The organism is uncultured Rothia sp. (assembly GCF_963507905.1).
In the GTDB taxonomy this organism is placed as follows: domain Bacteria; phylum Actinomycetota; class Actinomycetes; order Actinomycetales; family Micrococcaceae; genus Rothia.
Map to the genome: position 1 here is coordinate 51,732 of NZ_CAUOUU010000013.1, position 16,501 is coordinate 68,232.

Below are 16,501 nucleotides of genomic sequence, written 5' to 3' on the forward strand. Positions count from 1 at the left end.
CATATTGCACATAGTAAATATGGGCTGGTTTCTGCCGGTCAGATAATCATCTGACGAGCGGAAACCAGCCAATATTCTATATTCGGCATATATTAGTTTTACTCTGAGAGCCCCTTAGAGCGGCGGTACTCCTCCAGCTGTTCAGCATTAATCACCTCAAGCTGCTCAGTGAGCGGCTCACCGGGCGACCAGCCCTCATTAGCCACCGTATGGTCCTCGCGCCTGAACAGAGTGAGAAAACGCGGGCGAGGCACACGAAGCTCAGACGGAGTGGTCGGCAACTGCCAATTCTTCGCGTGGGAGAGCAGACCAAACACCAGGCACAGGAGAATCGATAGTGCCATCGCCAGGTTGGGGCGGTGAAACAAACCGGTTACCAGGGCGGTCTCAGAGGCACCCACAAACGCGACCGTCGCGTACAGGGAGTTACCGCCAAAAATCGCCGGAATGCGGTTGACCATAATGTCACGAATAACGCCGCCGCCAACCGCGGTGGTCACGCCCAGTGCAATAGCGGGCAGCCAGTGCAGACCCAGGTTCAGGGACTTAATGGTGCCGGTTGCCGCCCACGCACCCATGCCGACAAAGTCAATAATGAGCATGGTTCGGGTTGCCCAGCGGGCACTCAAATCGAGGCTGTACGCCAGAATTGAAGAGCCGATAGCACCAACCCAGTAGCCGCCGTCGGTGAGTGCCACCGGCAGGCCCGAGTTGAGCAGAATGTCACGGATCATACCGCCACCCATGCCGCAGGCGACCGCGAGCAGCAAGAAGCCCACAATGTCGAACCGGAAGGCGCGCGCCACGGCACCGCCGAGCAGGCCGTTAGCGACAACGGCGGCAATGTCGACGATGCGGAATACCTGGTCCGGGTCAAAGAGCTCGTGCATGGGCGTTCTCCTGCGTACGTGATGCATGTCTGGGTGGGTGCCGATAGGGAAGGCGCGCACGGTGGGCGGGTCGGGTGACGACGTTATCACCGCATCCGGCTCTGTCTGCCTGTGCGCGTACCTGAAATGGCACCGATTTATTGTAGACCCGCCGCCGCTCCTGCTCCTAGTTGGAAAGTGGCCATGACGAGCTCTGAGACAGAAAGAGAAGCTTGTGAGCACATTAAAAGTTGGGCGTAGAATGGGAAATCTCCACCCCCAATGCTCTGTCATGATTGTTTTTGCGCTTGGCGCCACATGGTGTGCCATTGCCGGCGCGGCGCTGTCGGCGCTCATGGTGTGGTTGCCATCGCGCAGCCGGAACGCTCGCTAAGCTGGGACTAGACGAAATCTGCGTAAGGTGAAAGGAGCCGCCGTGGCGGTATCACGCGACGACGTTTTCGGGGTCCTGCAGGGGATCGTACCCCACCTGGAGGAGGCGCTTCCTGGCTGGTCGGTGCGCCCCAACACTACGGGGACCGGTGCGGTGGGACTCTACCTGGACGGTCCCGATCTGCCCCTGGCCGGCGTGAACGTCGATGGTGAGCCGGTCGCCCGGCACCTGTGCGGTACGATTCAGACCGCCGACCGCGGCCTGCCGCAGGAGCTCGGGCAGGTGCGTTACCAGTACATCCTGGGTGTGAGCGTGGCGGAGCACGAGAGCGAGTACCCCGAGCTGGCCGACCTGGCGAGCGTGGGGGAGCCGAGCTGGGTTCCCGCGTTGAGGGCACTGGAGGCTCTGGTTGAGTGCGAGGGGCGCGAGGCGCTGTTCATCAGCCGCGGCGGGTACGTTCCGGGCCGTCGCGCCCTGGGTAAGCGCCGCGTGGCGCTACGCCGCGAGTTCTTTCCGGGTAAGCCCTGGCTGGGGTTGGGCACGATTGACTGGTGCGCAGGCGTGCGCTCGACCCCGGTGTACGCCGAGGACTTGGCGGCTCTGGTTGCCGCGGTGACGCGCCTGGCGAGTAGCTGGGATGCAGCCCTGCGCACTGTCTCTGCGGACAGCCAAAAGTAGTTAAAACAAAGCGGCGCCTCCGCCCCGAAAAGGGAAGGATGCGCCGCTTTGTCAAGCTCTAACGCTTAGTGGGTTTAGCCCAGTGCCTCAGCTAGCTTGAACGAGTCGAGCCGTATGAGATATTGCCTTATCGATAGCATGCAAGGGTGATGCATCCTGCTGCCTCTACGGGGGCGTAGCCGTAGCGTTTGTAGAGCGTAACGGCGTGTTCATTACCGACGTCGGTAGTAATGAGTCGCTGTCGAATGTCTTCTCGGTCAAAGTCCTCAATGACACGCTTTAGAAGCGCAGAACCAACGCCCTGTCGTTGGGCGTGCGGATGCACTAGGAGGTCCTGAATGTAGGCGATAGAATGTCCATCCCCGACGGCGCGGACTAGCCCGACGAGCCGTCCCGTTCCGTCCGTGGTTGCCTCTCGTGCGGTGTAGAGATACCGCGATCCTTCCACCATCGGGACGAGACGTTCGGGCGTTTTGGTATAGGCACTCCAGCCCACAGAATCGTAAAGCTCAGTAAGTTCTTCCACGCTGGGAAGGGGGCTGGTGGAGTCCAAAATACAGTACCGCATACAGGCATTGTATAGCGCCAAATTGGGGGATTTAGGGAACTGCCGTCCAACACGTTGGTGGGCTTGAGGGCATAAAGAAGCGGCGCATCCGACCCGCAAAGGGGTGGACGCGCCGCTTGTTTCAAGCTCTAACGCTTAGTGGGTTTAGCCCAGTGCCTCAGCCAGCTGAATGCCCTGTGCCACGCCACCGAGGGTTGCAGCAATACGGATCAGGTCGTTGACCTGCTCCTTGGTTGCGCCCTCTTCACGCAGGGTGTGCTCGTGAGCCTCAACGCAGTGGGAGCAGCCGTTGACTGCGGACACTGCCAGAGCGAACATCTCGAAGTCCAGCTTCTCAATGCCACCGTTCTTGCCGATGATCTGCATACGCAGGTTTGCGCGCTGGTCATCGTATGCACCATTCAGGAAGCCACGGGTGCGGTAGAAGATGTTGTTCATGCCCATGATGGATGCAGCACCCAGAGCAGCCTCGTAAGCGGTGTCGCTCAGGTGCTCCTTAGCCTCTGCAGCAATCTCAACAACAACAGAGTCAACCTTGGTTGCTGCTGCGGTTGCGAGGATTGCGCCCCAGAGCTGCTGCTCGGTGAGAGAGCTAATGCGGGGCAGGGAGGACAGGTTGAGGTTCATGTCCTTCGCGTAGGAAGGCAGAGCCGAACGCAGGTTATCGATGCTCATGGATTACTTCATCTCCTTGAATGCGTCGATGGTTGCTGCACCCTTCTTCCAGTTGCATGCGCACAGCTCGTCGGACTGCAGTGCGTCCAGCTGGCGGAGCACCTCGTCGGTGTTACGGCCGACGGAGTCAGCGGTAATGGAGACCGACTGGATGGTGTTGTGGGGGTCGATGATGAAGGTTGCGCGGTCTGCAACGCCGTCCTTGTTCAGGATGCCCAGTGCTGCGGTCAGTTCGCGCTTGAGGTCGGATGCCATGACGATGGGCAGGTCCACGAGCTCTTCGTGGGAGCGGCGCCATGCGTAGTGGGTGTACTCGTTGTCAACGGAAACACCGATTACCTGGGTGTCGCGTGCCTCGAACTCGTCAGCGAGCTTGCCGAATGCAGCAATCTCGGTGGGGCAAACGAAGGTGAAGTCCTTCGGCCAGAAGAAGACGACGCGCCAGGTGTCTTCGTCCAGACCCTCGGAGGAGACGGTGGTGAAGTAGTCTTCGGGCTTGGTTGCTTCGATGTCAGCCAGCTTACCGGGGACAACGCCGGTGAGCTCGTATGCGGGGAACTGGTCGCCGATGGTCAGAACTGCCATAGTGTTCTTCTTTCTGCTTCGTGCCGCGCGGATTCGTTGCGCGGCGCTTGTTCTAAATGGTGCCCAGTGGGCGGGCTCTCTACTATTTTATTATGAATAATTCATAATAATCAAGTGATGACGCATTAAAACAGAAGTGTTTAACTATGATTTGCATCACCGAGCATCCTGGGATGCTCACAAAAGCTTTTCCGGCGCACAAACCTGAGGGTTTAAGCTCGAATCATGACCCCCGAACACAGTAACTTCTCAGAACACAGCGAACATGCAGAGCCCAGCCAGCCTGAACTCATTACCGAACGCCTCACCCTGCGCCACCTGCGCGAGGCGGATATCCCCGACATCGTAGAAGCCTGCCGCAACGAAGAAACCCTCCGCTACACCCGCATTCCCTTGAACTACACGCGCGCCGACGCCGAGGACTACCTGCTCACCACTGCCCGCCAGATTGCCGCCGGGCAAATCCAGCGCTGGGCGATTGACGCCTCCGGCGTGTTTGCCGGAACCATTGAATTACGCCTGGCTGACGGCACCCCCGAAGGCCCCGGAACCCGCGCCGAACTGGGCTATTACACCGCCCCGAAGGCGCGCGGCAAGGGCTACATGACCGAGGCGCTGCGAGCCGTCCTCGGCTACGCCTTCGACCCGCTCGGGCTGGGCCTCGAGACCGTCCGCTGGACCGCCCTGGCGGGTAACGAGGCCTCCGAACGAGTGGCGGTTAAAGCGGGTTTCACCGGCATCTACGACGATATTGACCCGAACTCCGGCCGCCCGGACGAGAACGGTCACCCCGTGCAGCATCGGGTGCGCCGCACCGATATGACCCGCGCCCAGTTCGCGGCGCTCTGGGCTAACTAAGGCTCGGAGGCTATCTAGCTACCGAATGCCGAAGCCGCGGAACGAGCCGCTCGGCTCCTCCCACTCGACGAGCACCTCATCCACGCGCCCGGCGGTGTCGTCGCCGCGCAGCACATCCACCAGGCGAGCGCAGGAGGCGGCGGTACCCTCCGCAACGACTTTCACGCGCCCGTCGTCGAGGTTTTCGGCGTAACCGGTCAGGCCCATGGGCTTGGCGGTTCCGGCGCACCACCAGCGGAAACCCACACCCTGCACCTTGCCGCTCACGAAAGCGACGAGGCGGATTTCGGCGGGTTCTGCCGGGGTGCGGTCGGTGAAGAAATCAAAGAAACCCATGGGTCCTCCCGGGGTCATCTCGTTGAGGGTGGTCTGATGGGGGTGAGCGCCGGTGGTGGCGCTCTGATAGTTTCTCTAGCTTCAGTCTAGAGGGTGCGGGGTGCCTGTTGCCTGGTTGCCGCGCGCACGCGCCGTGAGGAGTTGAATAAGGGTAGAGCAACCGAAGCCGCGCTCTGAAAAGGAGTAACATTAGGGACAATTCGCTAAGCGGCAACGCCGACCACGCAGACATCTACCCGCATGCAACCCATCTACTGGAGGATCATTGAGTTCACGCCCTAAAAAAGCGCCTCTTGTCGGTAACCCGGCGAAGACACCCTACAAGCCCTGGCCTGCTCTCTGGTCCCTCGTCATTGGCTTCTTCATGATCCTGGTGGACGGCAATATTGTCACCATCGCCCTGCCGCACATGCTGCGGGATTTGGAGGCGTCCCTCTCGGAGGGCATGTGGGTGACGAGCGCCTACCTGTTGGCGTACGCGGTGCCGCTGCTTATTACCGGCCGTATGGGTGACCGCTTCGGTCAGAAGAACCTGTACATGATCGGCATGGGTATTTTTACGCTTGCTTCCCTGTGGTGTGGTCTGGCGGCGGACGTTGAGTCGCTCATCGCTGCCCGCGTGGTGCAGGGCCTGGGCGCATCGCTGATGACCCCGCAGACCATGTCTCTGATTACGCTGATGTTCCCGCCGAATGCGCGCGGTGTCGCCATGAGCATTTGGGGTGCTACCGCGGGTATTGCCGCGCTGGTCGGCCCGATTCTGGGGGGCGTGCTGGTGGATGCCCTCAGCTGGGGCTGGATCTTCTTCATCAACATTCCGGTTGGCCTGGTCGGCCTGTTCTTGGCGTGGCGTAATGTGCCGGTGTTCGAGCAGAAGAAGCACAGCTTCGACTGGTTGGGCGTGGTGCTTTCGGCGGTCGGTCTGTTCCTGCTGGTTTTCGGTATTCAGGAAGGCGCTACCTACGACTGGGGCACCATCACTGACTCGTTTATGGGCACCGGTATTGCGGTGAGCGTGTGGGGCCTGATTATTGCCGGCATTATGGTGCTGGGCCTGTTCATCGGGTGGCAGGCTATTAACCCGCGTGAGCCGCTGGTTCCGCTGAGCCTGTTCAGTGACCGTAACTTCTCCGTATCGAATGTGGCTATTTCGGCTATGGGTGTGGTTGCTATCAGCATGGCGTTCCCGCTGACCCTGTACCTGCAGCAGGTGGAGGGTCTGGACCCGACCCAGGCTGCGCTGATGACTGCCCCGATGGCGTTGTTCTCGGGTGCGTTGGCGCCGGTGGTGGGTGCGCGTCTGAACCGTAACGACCCGAAGTGGATTGCGGTAATTGGTTTTACGCTGATGGTTGTTGGTTTTGCTCTGCTCCGCCCGACGATGGTTGCGGAAGGCAACCTGTGGCTGATGGTTGGCCCGATGATTATTCTGGGTGCGGCGAATGCCTGCATTTGGGGTCCGCTGTCGGTGTCTGCGACCCGTAACCTGCCGCCGCAGCGTGCCGGTGCCGGTTCGGGCGTGTACAACGAGACCCGCCAGATGGCGTCGGTGCTCGGTTCGGCTGCGATTACCACGATTATGGCTTCTGCAATTACTTCGCACCTGTCCGCGTTGGGTCCTGCCGCTGCGGCGGGCGGTAGCTCTCACGGCGGCGCTGCTGGAGGCGTACTCCCGCAGATTCTGCGTGAACCTTACGCGGCGGCAATGGCTGATTCCATGGTGCTTCCGCTGGTCGCGGCGGCAGTGGGTGCGGTCGTGTGCCTGTTCTACGCCTCCATGAAGACCTCCGAGGCGAAGGGTGCCGCGCAGAACGCTGAGGCAGAGTCTGAGGCAGAAAACACTAAATAGAGGCTTATCAGAGCGCTTTTACGTCATAAGCGGTGCATAACTTGAGATGCGGTGCAAATACCGGGACAAACTAGATGCACTCTGTGTATGATGAGGCGGGTCACCGTCGAACAGAAGAGAACCAAGAACGGTTCCTTTGCCTCCACCGGAGGGTTCGGCAGTGACCCGCTGTCTTTTAAACGCCGTACTCACTTGCGGCACACCGGTTACATGCTGGCGGCAGCGACACACATGACCACTGAACCACGCGGTAGCCGCCTGATACTCACCATAAAACCGGACCCGTACGACCCATACCGTGCGCAACGTCAGATGATGCAACCTCCCGCGTGGTCAAGATATGAAGAGAGATCCTATGTCTTTTCTGACCTCAAATCGCGTGGTGCGTACCGCGCTCGCTTCGGCGGCACTGCTGGTGCTCGGCACTGTTGCTGCCCCCGCAGCACAGGCGTACAACCCGGACATTGATGGCGACGGCATCCCCAACACCTGGGAGATGAAGGGCTACGACGCCGACGGCGACGGCAAAATCGACGTGGACTACCCCGGCATGGGCGCCAACCCGCTGAAGAAGGACATCTTCGTCGAGATGGACTACATGCCCGGCCTGCTCGCTAGCGAAGAAGAGCTCGACCGCATCACCGAATCCTTCGCCCAGCTTCCCCTCCGCAACCCGAACGGCACCACCGGCATCAACATCCACCTGGAGAAAGAGAGATGGCTAAAATCCCCACCTTGAGTTTGGTATTTTTGCCATTGTCTTCCTTGATTTGTTCAAGATCTTGAGCCAAAATCCTCACTTCCTCTTTCTAAAATCTAGTTTTTAAAAAAATAGGCTATCTACCAGAAGTAGATAGCCTATTTTTTATGAGATGCTTGGGTGCTTACGCTTTCAATTTGTCAAACTTTGCTTTGACATTCGCCTTGAATTCTTCAAGCTTAGCCTTGCGTTCGGCTTTACGTTCAGCCTTCATCTGTGCACGCGCCTGGTTGTAGAGGTCTTCTTGGACTTGCAGAGCTGCTTCGATTTCGGCTACGACGGTTGCTACATCCCAACGCACGATTTGGGTGTCGTACTTGGTGAAGTAAGCATCGATGACTGCTTCGTTGTCTTCTTGCACCAAGGCAACAACGGCTGTTTCACCGGTAGTCAATTTTTGAGAAACAACGTCAATCAGGCCAGCTTCTGCCGTATCAACGATATCACCAGCAACCAAACCATGGAGGCTACCAATACCATAACCAAACAAGACGCCGATAGGACCACCCAAAAGCCCGATAACTGCACCGAGCAAGCCACCTTTTAGGGTTGCATCCGTCGTTGAATCTTCAAAATCATAGCGTTCTTTTTCAACGATATGACCGTTTTCATTTTTGACCAGGGCGATTTGAGCAACCTTGGTCGTCTGAGTTTGGCGGAAAGCCTTCAAATCTGCAAAGGACTGATAAGCTTCGCTTTCGGTGTTAAAGACTGAAATTACTAGGTTTTCCATAGTTGGTACCTCGTTCCTAAAGACTATATATACATTGTAATACAGTTCTCTTTTTTTTGGGAACTACTTTTTGCGACAATTTACCTCGGCGGCAGCCGGTAGGCTGAGTCCTAAAGCAGAGAGGGGCCCGGCATCCAGTATGGATGCCGGGCCCCTCTCTGCTTGCTGTGGCGTTAGCGGCTGATGGTTGCCGAAGCGCGCAAACCAGCCAGGTCCTGGAAGGTGTACTCGCCACCCTCGGTCAGCTGCATTGCGACGTTACCGCTGGTGATCTGAGCGGTGGTGGTCAGGGTGTAGCTGGAGGTCACCTCGGTGAAGTACACCGGAACCAGCGAAGCCAGCACCTGTGCGTAGCTCACGCCGTCCTTCGCGGTGGCTTCCAGGTAGTCGGAGGTGCGGATATCCAGCACGCCGGTCCAGACGTTGTCCTCGATGGTCGGCTCGTAGAACTTCGCAGTGTATGCGATGCCGTTGAACGCAGCCACGGCGGGGTTGTTGGTCTTCGCGCCGCCCTCGCTCTTAGCGAGTGCCGGAATTTCAACGTCGTTATCGACGTTCCACAGCAGCGGGTCGGTGACGTCCTCGGCGGTGGGGAAGGTGAACTCGAAGGTCACCTGCAGGTGCGCCTGAGGGTACAGCCAGGAGCTACCCTGGAACTCGCCCTTGGAGTTGATGGGTGCGGAAATCCACAGGCCCGCGCCACCGTACAGGCCGGCACCGACGCTACCGCCGGGGGTGAAGGTGCCGCCGCCGCGGCTCTGCGGGGTGGTGGAGGTTGCGGTGATGTTGGGGACCTGCACGGTGTAGGAGTCCAGGCCGTAGCGGGTATCAAAGTCGTTGGCGGGGTTCGAGTTGAACGCCTGGGTGAAGACGCCGAACTTCAGGGTCGGGGTTTCCTGCGCATCGGTGGATGCCGCGTAGGCGGGTACTGCCGCTGCGGTTGCGATGACGGGGGTGCTCCACACAGCACCCTTGATGAGGGCGCGGCGGTTCAGACCGTTAGTGGTGTTCGAGGAAGAAGTCATGGGATCTCTCTTGTTGTGAAGAATGTGGTGATGCATGTGATATGAATTACTGATACTCTAATGTAATTCAGCTCATCTTCAAAATTATCTCAACTTTTACCTCAATGTATGAACATTACGGCACCCAGCTCACCTAGCGCGTGAAACGGGCGCATCATGGAAACCGTGGAGAACGTCCTCCCGGCAAGCTCCACTGAAACACCACCGGTCACCACACACTAAGGAACACAACATGGCATTTCTGAAGAGCGCACGCGTCACGCTTGCCTCCCTCGCAGTGCTCTGCCTGGGCACCATCGCAGCCCCTGCAGCAAACGCCTACAGCCCCGACATTGACGGCGACGGCATCCCCAACACCTGGGAAATGAAGGGCTACGACGCTGACGGCGACGGCAAAATCGACGTCGACTTCCCCGCAATGGGCGCAGACCCCAACCACAAGGACATCTTCGTTGAGATGGACTACATGGCAGGTCTGCTGCCCAGCGAAGACGAACTGGACCGCATCACCAAGATTTATGCCGACCTGCCCCTGTGCAACCCCGACGGCACTACCGGCGTGAACATCCACCTGGACGCCGGTAGCGCCCGCAGCGCCAAGTACAACCTGGGCGGCGGCAACGAAATCAGCTACCAGGCACTCGACAGCGAATTCAAGGCGCTCCACCGAATCAAGGCAACCGAAGGTAAGTTCAACCCCGCCCGCGAAGGCACCTTCCACTACATGATCTGGGGCGACTACTACGACAACAGCTACTCCTCCGGTATCGCTAACTTTGGCGGTCGCAACCTCATGGTCACCGTCGGCCCGCACTTCTGGGGCAAGGCAAGCAGCGACATCCGCGTGGCAGTGTTCGTGCACGAGCTCGGCCACAACCTTGCGCTGAGCCACGGCGGCTGGGACGAAATCAACTACAAGCCCAACTACTACAGCGTCATGAACTACCAGTACACCCTCACCGGCGTGCCCATGGCTGACGGTAGCCGCTACTTCGGCTACTCCACCGCCGAGTACCGCATGCTCAACGAGGCGAAGCTGTACGAGGCGCGCGGCTTCGGTCCCCGCGCGGCTGGCTTCCTGTACAAGGGCAAGCCCGCCAACCAGCCGATTGACTTCAACGGCAACGGCAAGATTGATACCGAGCCGGTGTCCGTGGACCTGAACGGTGACGGCATGATCACGAACCTGGGTGCCGCAAACGATGTGAAAATGATCCGTTTCCAGGCGACCGAGCACCCCGAGAAGAACAAGGGCCCCGAGCACATTGAACCGAGCGGCATTACCGCTGAACACGCTCGTTCGCTGGGCCTGATTAAGTAGGCTGACTGGTCGGCACACCGCCGATAAAGAGCCTTGTCAGCTCAATAAAATGGCATAGCAAAAGGTGCGGATACCGAATCATCATTCGGTATCCGCACCTTTACTCTATGCAGCTTTCAGGTCAGCTACGGAGCCTAGACAGCCTCGACCACTCGGCCGGTATCCACCAGCACCTGCGCGATGTGGCCCAGCGCCTCCTCATTCTGCAGCGAAGAAACATCGCCCAAAGAACGGCCCTGGTACAGCTCACCGAGCAGACGGCGAGTAATCTTACCCGAACGAGTCTTCGGGATATCGGCAACCGCCACAACATCCTTCGGCTTAGCAATCGGGCCAATGTGCTCACGCACGTGCGCGGTCAGCGCTGCCTTCAACTCATCCTCAGTCAGGACCTTACCCTCATCGGTGAGCGTCACGTAGGCGACCGCCTGGTGACCGGTCAGCTCATCCTCCACGGGGCAGACACCAGCCTCAACCACAGCCGGGTGAGTCACCAGAGCCGACTCAATCTCAATCGTGGACAGGCGGTGACCCGAAATGTTGATCACGTCATCAATACGGCCGAGGATGTACACGTTACCCTCTTCGTCTTCCTTCGCGCCGTCACCAGCGAGGAACCAGCCGCGCTCGCCGTAGTGACGCCAATAGGAATCCAGGTATCGCTGCGGGTTCTGCCACACGGTACGAGCCATGGACGGGCCAATCTTATCGACCACGATGAAGCCCTGCTTACCAGGTTCGACCGGGTCGCCGTGCTCATCGACCACGCGGGTGGACACGCCGGGAACAGCGCGGGTAGCGCAACCGGGTAGGGGAGTGCAGTGCGGGGTGCCCTCCGGGTAGGTACCCTCGGGCGCGAACGCCGGGTCGTGCGGGCGCGGGGAGCACACGGTCGAACCGGTCTCCGACTGCCACCAGGTGTCGATGAACGCCGCGGTGCCGCCGCCCACGTGCTGACGCAGCCAACGCCACGCCTCCGGGTTGATGGATTCACCCACCGAACCGAGCAGGCGCACGGTCGAGAAGTCGTACTTGCCGGGCTCCGGGCCGTTCGGGAACGCACCCATGAGCGAACGGATCAGGGTCGGCGCGGTGTAGTAGTTGGTCACGCCGTAGCGTTCGATGACCTCAAAGTGGCGGCCGTAGTGCGGGGTGTTCGGGGTACCCTCGTAAATCACCTCGGAGACACCGTTAACCAGCGGACCGTAAATTTCGTAGGTGTGAGCGGTCACCCAGGCGAGGTCGGCGGTGCACCAGTGAACGGTGGACTCCACCTTCTGCGGGTCGTTGACCGCGGACAGCTCGTCGGGGCGCAGCACGCCGTTCTCGTCCACGTAATCCGGTAGCAGATCGTACAGCAGCGCGTGAGTGTACGCGGTCTGCACCAGGTAACCTGCCATGGTGTGCACCAGGCCCTTGGGCTTACCGGTCGTGCCGGAGGTGTAAATAATGAACAGCGGATCCTCGGCGTCGTGCAGCTCGTAGGCGTGGGTGTCCGGCTGATCGTCCACCAGGTCGTGGTACCAGACGTCGCGGCCCTCAGTCCACGGCACAGCGGCGTGCGCAACCGGGTCGGAGGCGCTGGTGCGGTCCACCACGATCACGTGCTCAATGTTGTTCTCACCGGAGCATGCCTCATCAGCGTTTACCTTCACGGGAACGACCTTGCCGCGGCGGTTCTGGCCGTCGGTGGTGATGAGGACCTTCGCGCCGGTGTCTTCCACACGGAACTTCAGCGCCTCGGCGGAGAAGCCACCGAAGACGAGGGAGTGAATCGCGCCAATACGCGCGCAGGCGAGGGTGAAAATAATGGTTTCGGGGATGACGGGCAGGTAGATGACCACGCGGTCACCCTTACGCACACCCAAAGACAGCAGACCGTTCGCTGCCTTCGCGATGCGGCGCTGCAGCTCGGCGTAGGTGATGGCCTCACGGTCGCCGGGTTCACCCTCAAAGTAGAGGGCGACCTTGTCACCGCGGCCAGCCTCCACGTGGCGGTCCACGCAGTTGTAGGCGACGTTGAGCTTACCGCCCTCGAACCACTTAATTTCGGGGATCGTGAACTGTTCGATGCCTTCCTCATCGAAGCCGAGAGACTTCGGCTTCTCGAAGCGGTGCGCGGTGTGCCAGGGCTCAGCCCAGGTGAGGCGCTGCGCCTGCTTCTCCCAGAACGCGACGCGTGCCTCGTCAGATTCGAGGGCGGGGTTCGGGGTGGGGTTCAGCGGGTCGGTGAACGAGTAGGGGGTGGGCAGTCCCATTTTTCTCCCATCGGTTGCTGGCATTAGCACCCTTGCTCGCCGCGCCGCTGTCTGTGTGACCGTGGGGTCTGTGTGTGCGTTGGCGAGGGGGTTGCTGCGACGTCACGGAGCCAGGTCTCTCGGTCGCTCTGGATGGTTTGCCTTCTTAGTAAAGCGCGCTCCGGGCTAGGAAGCAAAGGAGCCCGTCATATTCGGTGTGCTGTGTATCGGTTCGTAATATAACGACATATTTAAAGACCCCGCCCCGCGCTCACTGCTGTGGGGCGCGGGGCGGGATTCATCATCATCATTCAGTAGGCGACAGGTTTCCCCGCCGACTTCTTTTTCCGGCGCGTAGCGATGATTGGCTCACCTTCAGGGAGCAACCACGCGGCGGACATCTCTCCTGAAACTCAGCGTGAACGCCGAGCTTTTTCAATTAGTTGCTGGGGTACTTTGCCTTCACCCAGCGCTCGAATACGCCCACCAGCGCGTCGGTAATCTTACCGAGCACCGCCAGCGCCACGATGGCGAGCAGCAGGCGGTCGGTGCGGCCGTTGTTCTGCGAGTCAGTCAGCAGGTAACCCAGACCCATGGACGCACCCAGCAGCTCGGCGGCGACCAGGAACAGCCACGCCTGAGCCAGCGCCAGACGCAGACCCGAAACGACCGACGGCAGAACCGCGGGAAGCTGAACCGTGGTGAACAGGCGCAGACCCTTCAGGCCGAAGGCGCGTGCCGCCTCCACGAGCTTGGGGTCAACGTGCGCCAGGGCCGCAGAAACTGTGGTGTACACCGGGAAGAATGCACCAATAGCAACCAGGGTCACCTTGGAGTTCTCGCCGATACCAATCCACAGCAGAAGCAGCGGAACCCACGCCAGGGACGGCACGGCACGCAGCGCGCCAATGGTCGGTGCGGCAATCAGACGCACCGGCGCAGACAGGCCAATCAGCGCACCCAGCACCAGGCCGAGCACGGCACCAATACCGAAACCAATCAGCACACGCTGAGTGGAAATCGCCACGTGGCGGCCCAGTTCGCCTCGCTGCGCCAGCTCGATACCGGCGCTGACCACGCGATCGGGGGAGGGCAGCTGAACCTGGGTGAACACGCCGTTGGTGCTCAGAACATACCAGAGGGCAATCAGAGCCAGGGGAAGAATCAGACCCAGGTACTGCTTACCGGCGAACGGGTTCGACGGCAGCTTCACAGAAGTAGCGCGCTTCTCGGCACGCTCAGCGCGAGCGCTGGAGGCGGTTGTAATCGTTGCGGCGGTCATTACTTCTCAACCACCTTTGCGATCTTCTCGACGGCTGCGCTGTCAGCCTTCTTGGCGAACTGGTCGTCCACAATGCTGTTCAGTGCCTTGTCCACGTCGGACTGGGAGGGAACGTCGCCAGACTCGACCAGAATCGGGCCGACACCCTTCAGAACCTCAACCTGCTTAGCGCCCGGAACCGGGTCAATATCCAGGTGGGTGCGATCCATGACGACCTGGGCGGTCTCGTGCTTAATGCCGGACTCCTCCTCGACAATCTTCACTGCCTCTTCGGGGTTCTTCTTAGCCCAGGCGCGAGCGTACTCGTACACGTCCACGATGGTCTGTGCGGCGGTCGGGTTGGACTGGATGAACTTCTCGGTCGCGTTCAGGAAGCCGTAGGTGTTGAAGTTCAGGTTGCGGTAGAAGAGCACGTCGCCGCTTTCCACCTCGGCGGCAGCCATGATCGGGTCCAGGCCGCTCCACGCGTTGACCTGACCGTTATCCAGGGCGGTGCGGCCGTCTGCGTGCTGCAGGTTCTGAATGGTCAGATCCGATGCAGAAATGCCCTCTTGCTTGAGTGCCTGCAGCAGCAGGAAGTAGGGGTCGGTACCCTTGGTCACGGCAACGGTCTTACCCTTCAAGTCCGCAACCTTGGTGATACCCGAGTCCTTGCGGGTGACGAGCGCCGACCACTCCGGCTGAGAGTACAGGCTAATGACCTTGATGGGGGAGCCATTCGCGCGGGCGAGCAGAGCCGCCGAACCGGCGGTCGAGCCGACGTCGATGTTGCCGCTGCGCAGCGCCTCGTTGGCCTTGTTAGAGCCAGCCGACTTGACCCACTCAACCTTCTTACCCTCGGCGGCAAGGGCGGTCTCCAGCCAGCCCTTCTTGCGGATAATCAGGGACAGCGGGTTGTAGGTCGCGTAGTCGATGGTCACGGTGTTCTTGTCGCCACCACCGGCAGCACCGGATGCGCTAGCGGAACCGGAACCTTCACCCGCGCAAGCGCTGAGCAGGGTTGCGAAGGCGGCGGCTGCGGCAAGGGACTTGAGGGCGGTACGGCGAGACGGGGAGTAAGTCATGATGAAATCTTTTCGCTTCTGAAGATGATGATGTGTGGTGATGAGATGAAATGCGGCGGCGCTGGTGTTGCCTGCAGATTTAGGCGTTGTCTTCCACGCCGAGCTCAGCCAGCAGTTCGCTACGCAGCGCCGTAATCTCTGCATCGGCGCGGTCACGCGGGTGAGAACGGTCAACGGTCACAATGCGCTGGATGGTGGCGGGCGCCTCCGGGGTGTCCTTACCGAGGACAATAACCCGGTCAGAGAGGTACAGCGCCTCTTCCACATCGTGGGTGACCAGCAGAATGGTGGTCGGGTCCTGACGGTGCACGTCCAACAGCAAATCCTGCATGTTGATGCGGGTCAGCGCGTCCAGAGCACCGAAGGGCTCGTCGAGCAGCAGCACGCCGGGGTTGCGTGCGAGCGCTCGCGCCAGGGACACGCGCTGAGCCATACCGCCTGAAATTTCCTTGGGACGGTGAGTTGCGTATTCGCCCAGGCCGACCAGGTCGAGCAGGCGCGCTACGGATGCTGCGCCGTCAGATTTTTTGGTGCCCTGCGGCAGTCCAAGCGCCACGTTGTCGGCGACGGTGCGCCAGGGGAGCAGGCGCGGTTCCTGAAAGCCGATAGCGACGCGGGGGTCGAGGCCGGTCACTGCCTTCTCGCCGATACGCACGGTACCTGCGGTGATGCGGTTCAGGCCTGCTGCTGCACGCAGGAGGGTGGATTTGCCGCATCCGGAGGAGCCGATGACGGAGATAATCTCGCCGGGGGCTGCGGTGAAGGAGACTCCGCGAAGAACTTCGTGGGTTCCGCCGGGCACGGGGAAAGATTGCCCGACGTCTTCAAAGCTGAGGGGGACTGCGGCGGTGGATACGGCGTGTCGGCCGGTGTTTTCACTGGTGGGTACGTCAGTTACTGCACTGTTGAGTGTCATGTCACTTCCATCGGTCCTGGCGTTAGCACCGGGAGGCGGAAGAATCCGCGCCGGTTGCTGCGACGTCGTGGAGCCAGGTCTCTCGGTCGCTCTGGATGGTTTGCTCCTTCAACCCTATGGGCTGTGCCACGCCTCAATCAACCCAGCGGGCGCGTGTGAATTTCTATGACTCTTTATTTCGCATTTGTCACGAAATATTTCGGTTCTACGTCACAAAAAGATTTTTTCGTCACAAACGTGACCTCCCTCCCGCGCGCCCCGTACACTCAAACCACGAGATCATGAGTCCCGGCGCTAAGCTCTGGCTAGCCGGGCGGCAACCCTCTCCCGTAGCGGGGTGCCCCAGATGAT

At 60.2% G+C, this 16,501-nt stretch carries 16 protein-coding genes and 2 riboswitches; of the genes, 5 read left to right on the plus strand and 11 right to left on the minus strand.

From position 1 onward, the window contains the following. Window positions 1–98: 98 nt before the first annotated feature. A complete protein-coding gene (locus tag RQ593_RS08100; protein WP_311450282.1) occupies window positions 99–890 on the minus strand; it encodes a TRIC cation channel family protein in 792 nt (263 codons plus the stop codon). Between the two features lie 415 nt (window positions 891–1,305). Between RQ593_RS08100 and RQ593_RS08105 the strand changes: the two genes are divergently transcribed. Next, window positions 1,306–1,941 (plus strand): L-alanine-DL-glutamate epimerase, encoded by a 636-nt coding sequence (locus tag RQ593_RS08105; RefSeq protein ID WP_311450283.1) that lies wholly within the window; start codon window positions 1,306–1,308, stop codon window positions 1,939–1,941. Between the two features lie 127 nt (window positions 1,942–2,068). Here RQ593_RS08105 and RQ593_RS08110 read toward each other — a convergent pair whose 3' ends face one another. The 3 genes from RQ593_RS08110 to RQ593_RS08120 form a co-directional block, all read right to left on the minus strand. Beyond that, window positions 2,069–2,509 carry a GNAT family N-acetyltransferase gene (locus tag RQ593_RS08110; protein ID WP_311450284.1) on the minus strand — a complete coding sequence of 147 codons (441 nt, stop codon included), beginning with the start codon at window positions 2,507–2,509 and terminating at the stop codon, window positions 2,069–2,071. Window positions 2,510–2,653: 144 nt separating this feature from the next. Further along, window positions 2,654–3,184, minus strand: a complete 531-nt coding sequence (locus RQ593_RS08115) for a carboxymuconolactone decarboxylase family protein (protein ID WP_005507263.1) — start codon at window positions 3,182–3,184, stop codon at window positions 2,654–2,656. Window positions 3,185–3,187: 3 nt separating this feature from the next. Continuing rightward, on the minus strand, window positions 3,188–3,769 hold the full coding sequence (locus RQ593_RS08120) for a peroxiredoxin (RefSeq protein WP_005509190.1): 582 nt from the start codon (window positions 3,767–3,769) through the stop codon (window positions 3,188–3,190). A 225-nt stretch (window positions 3,770–3,994) separates the two neighbouring features. Here RQ593_RS08120 and RQ593_RS08125 point away from each other — a divergent pair, with 225 nt between their 5' ends. After that, window positions 3,995–4,627, plus strand: coding sequence for a GNAT family N-acetyltransferase (locus RQ593_RS08125; RefSeq protein ID WP_297605228.1), 633 nt, complete (start codon window positions 3,995–3,997; stop codon window positions 4,625–4,627). Window positions 4,628–4,645: 18 nt separating this feature from the next. On the opposite strand, the gene RQ593_RS08130 is transcribed toward RQ593_RS08125, so the two are convergent. Next, window positions 4,646–4,963: an acylphosphatase gene (locus RQ593_RS08130; RefSeq protein WP_049327397.1), complete on the minus strand. Its 318-nt coding sequence runs from the start codon at window positions 4,961–4,963 to the stop codon at window positions 4,646–4,648. A gap of 265 nt (window positions 4,964–5,228) precedes the next feature. Between RQ593_RS08130 and RQ593_RS08135 the strand changes: the two genes are divergently transcribed. Both RQ593_RS08135 and RQ593_RS08140 read left to right on the plus strand, forming a co-directional pair. Beyond that, on the plus strand, window positions 5,229–6,812 hold the full coding sequence (locus RQ593_RS08135) for a DHA2 family efflux MFS transporter permease subunit (RefSeq protein ID WP_311450285.1): 1,584 nt from the start codon (window positions 5,229–5,231) through the stop codon (window positions 6,810–6,812). Window positions 6,813–7,167: 355 nt separating this feature from the next. After that, window positions 7,168–7,551, plus strand: coding sequence for a hypothetical protein (locus RQ593_RS08140; RefSeq protein ID WP_049338271.1), 384 nt, complete (start codon window positions 7,168–7,170; stop codon window positions 7,549–7,551). Between the two features lie 145 nt (window positions 7,552–7,696). On the opposite strand, the gene RQ593_RS08145 is transcribed toward RQ593_RS08140, so the two are convergent. Both RQ593_RS08145 and RQ593_RS08150 read right to left on the minus strand, forming a co-directional pair. Continuing rightward, window positions 7,697–8,305, minus strand: a complete 609-nt coding sequence (locus tag RQ593_RS08145; protein WP_311450286.1) for a DUF1269 domain-containing protein — start codon at window positions 8,303–8,305, stop codon at window positions 7,697–7,699. Between the two features lie 173 nt (window positions 8,306–8,478). Further along, a complete protein-coding gene (locus RQ593_RS08150) occupies window positions 8,479–9,330 on the minus strand; it encodes a transcriptional initiation protein Tat (RefSeq protein ID WP_311450287.1) in 852 nt (283 codons plus the stop codon). Between the two features lie 232 nt (window positions 9,331–9,562). Between RQ593_RS08150 and RQ593_RS08155 the strand changes: the two genes are divergently transcribed. Beyond that, window positions 9,563–10,651, plus strand: a complete 1,089-nt coding sequence (locus RQ593_RS08155) for a C4-dicarboxylate ABC transporter substrate-binding protein (protein ID WP_311450288.1) — start codon at window positions 9,563–9,565, stop codon at window positions 10,649–10,651. Between the two features lie 134 nt (window positions 10,652–10,785). Here RQ593_RS08155 and RQ593_RS08160 read toward each other — a convergent pair whose 3' ends face one another. The 4 genes from RQ593_RS08160 to RQ593_RS08175 form a co-directional block, all read right to left on the minus strand. Continuing rightward, window positions 10,786–12,909 (minus strand): AMP-binding protein, encoded by a 2,124-nt coding sequence (locus RQ593_RS08160; protein WP_311450289.1) that lies wholly within the window; start codon window positions 12,907–12,909, stop codon window positions 10,786–10,788. Between the two features lie 418 nt (window positions 12,910–13,327). Next, window positions 13,328–14,170 (minus strand): ABC transporter permease, encoded by an 843-nt coding sequence (locus RQ593_RS08165; RefSeq protein WP_311450291.1) that lies wholly within the window; start codon window positions 14,168–14,170, stop codon window positions 13,328–13,330. Continuing rightward, window positions 14,170–15,234 (minus strand): aliphatic sulfonate ABC transporter substrate-binding protein, encoded by a 1,065-nt coding sequence (locus RQ593_RS08170; RefSeq protein WP_311450292.1) that lies wholly within the window; start codon window positions 15,232–15,234, stop codon window positions 14,170–14,172. The genes RQ593_RS08165 and RQ593_RS08170 overlap by 1 nt, the downstream gene beginning before the upstream one ends. 79 nt (window positions 15,235–15,313) lie before the next feature. Continuing rightward, window positions 15,314–16,150 carry an ABC transporter ATP-binding protein gene (locus tag RQ593_RS08175; RefSeq protein WP_303979638.1) on the minus strand — a complete coding sequence of 279 codons (837 nt, stop codon included), beginning with the start codon at window positions 16,148–16,150 and terminating at the stop codon, window positions 15,314–15,316. Between the two features lie 4 nt (window positions 16,151–16,154). Further along, a riboswitch (SAM riboswitch) is annotated at window positions 16,155–16,252 on the minus strand. A gap of 175 nt (window positions 16,253–16,427) precedes the next feature. Then, window positions 16,428–16,501, plus strand: a riboswitch (SAM riboswitch). This riboswitch is flagged as partial in the annotation.

Coding starts and splice junctions, on each gene's coding strand:
- RQ593_RS08125 (WP_297605228.1), top strand. CDS start 3,995: ATGACCCCCGAACACAGTAACTTCTCAGAACACAGCGAACATGCAGAG.
- RQ593_RS08175 (WP_303979638.1), bottom strand. CDS start 16,150: ATGACACTCAACAGTGCAGTAACTGACGTACCCACCAGTGAAAACACC.
- RQ593_RS08100 (WP_311450282.1), bottom strand. CDS start 890: ATGCACGAGCTCTTTGACCCGGACCAGGTATTCCGCATCGTCGACATT.
- RQ593_RS08145 (WP_311450286.1), bottom strand. CDS start 8,305: ATGGAAAACCTAGTAATTTCAGTCTTTAACACCGAAAGCGAAGCTTAT.
- RQ593_RS08150 (WP_311450287.1), bottom strand. CDS start 9,330: ATGACTTCTTCCTCGAACACCACTAACGGTCTGAACCGCCGCGCCCTC.
- RQ593_RS08140 (WP_049338271.1), top strand. CDS start 7,168: ATGTCTTTTCTGACCTCAAATCGCGTGGTGCGTACCGCGCTCGCTTCG.
- RQ593_RS08130 (WP_049327397.1), bottom strand. CDS start 4,963: ATGGGTTTCTTTGATTTCTTCACCGACCGCACCCCGGCAGAACCCGCC.
- RQ593_RS08115 (WP_005507263.1), bottom strand. CDS start 3,184: ATGAGCATCGATAACCTGCGTTCGGCTCTGCCTTCCTACGCGAAGGAC.
- RQ593_RS08110 (WP_311450284.1), bottom strand. CDS start 2,509: ATGCGGTACTGTATTTTGGACTCCACCAGCCCCCTTCCCAGCGTGGAA.
- RQ593_RS08120 (WP_005509190.1), bottom strand. CDS start 3,769: ATGGCAGTTCTGACCATCGGCGACCAGTTCCCCGCATACGAGCTCACC.
- RQ593_RS08155 (WP_311450288.1), top strand. CDS start 9,563: ATGGCATTTCTGAAGAGCGCACGCGTCACGCTTGCCTCCCTCGCAGTG.
- RQ593_RS08165 (WP_311450291.1), bottom strand. CDS start 14,170: ATGACCGCCGCAACGATTACAACCGCCTCCAGCGCTCGCGCTGAGCGT.
- RQ593_RS08170 (WP_311450292.1), bottom strand. CDS start 15,234: ATGACTTACTCCCCGTCTCGCCGTACCGCCCTCAAGTCCCTTGCCGCA.
- RQ593_RS08160 (WP_311450289.1), bottom strand. CDS start 12,909: ATGGGACTGCCCACCCCCTACTCGTTCACCGACCCGCTGAACCCCACC.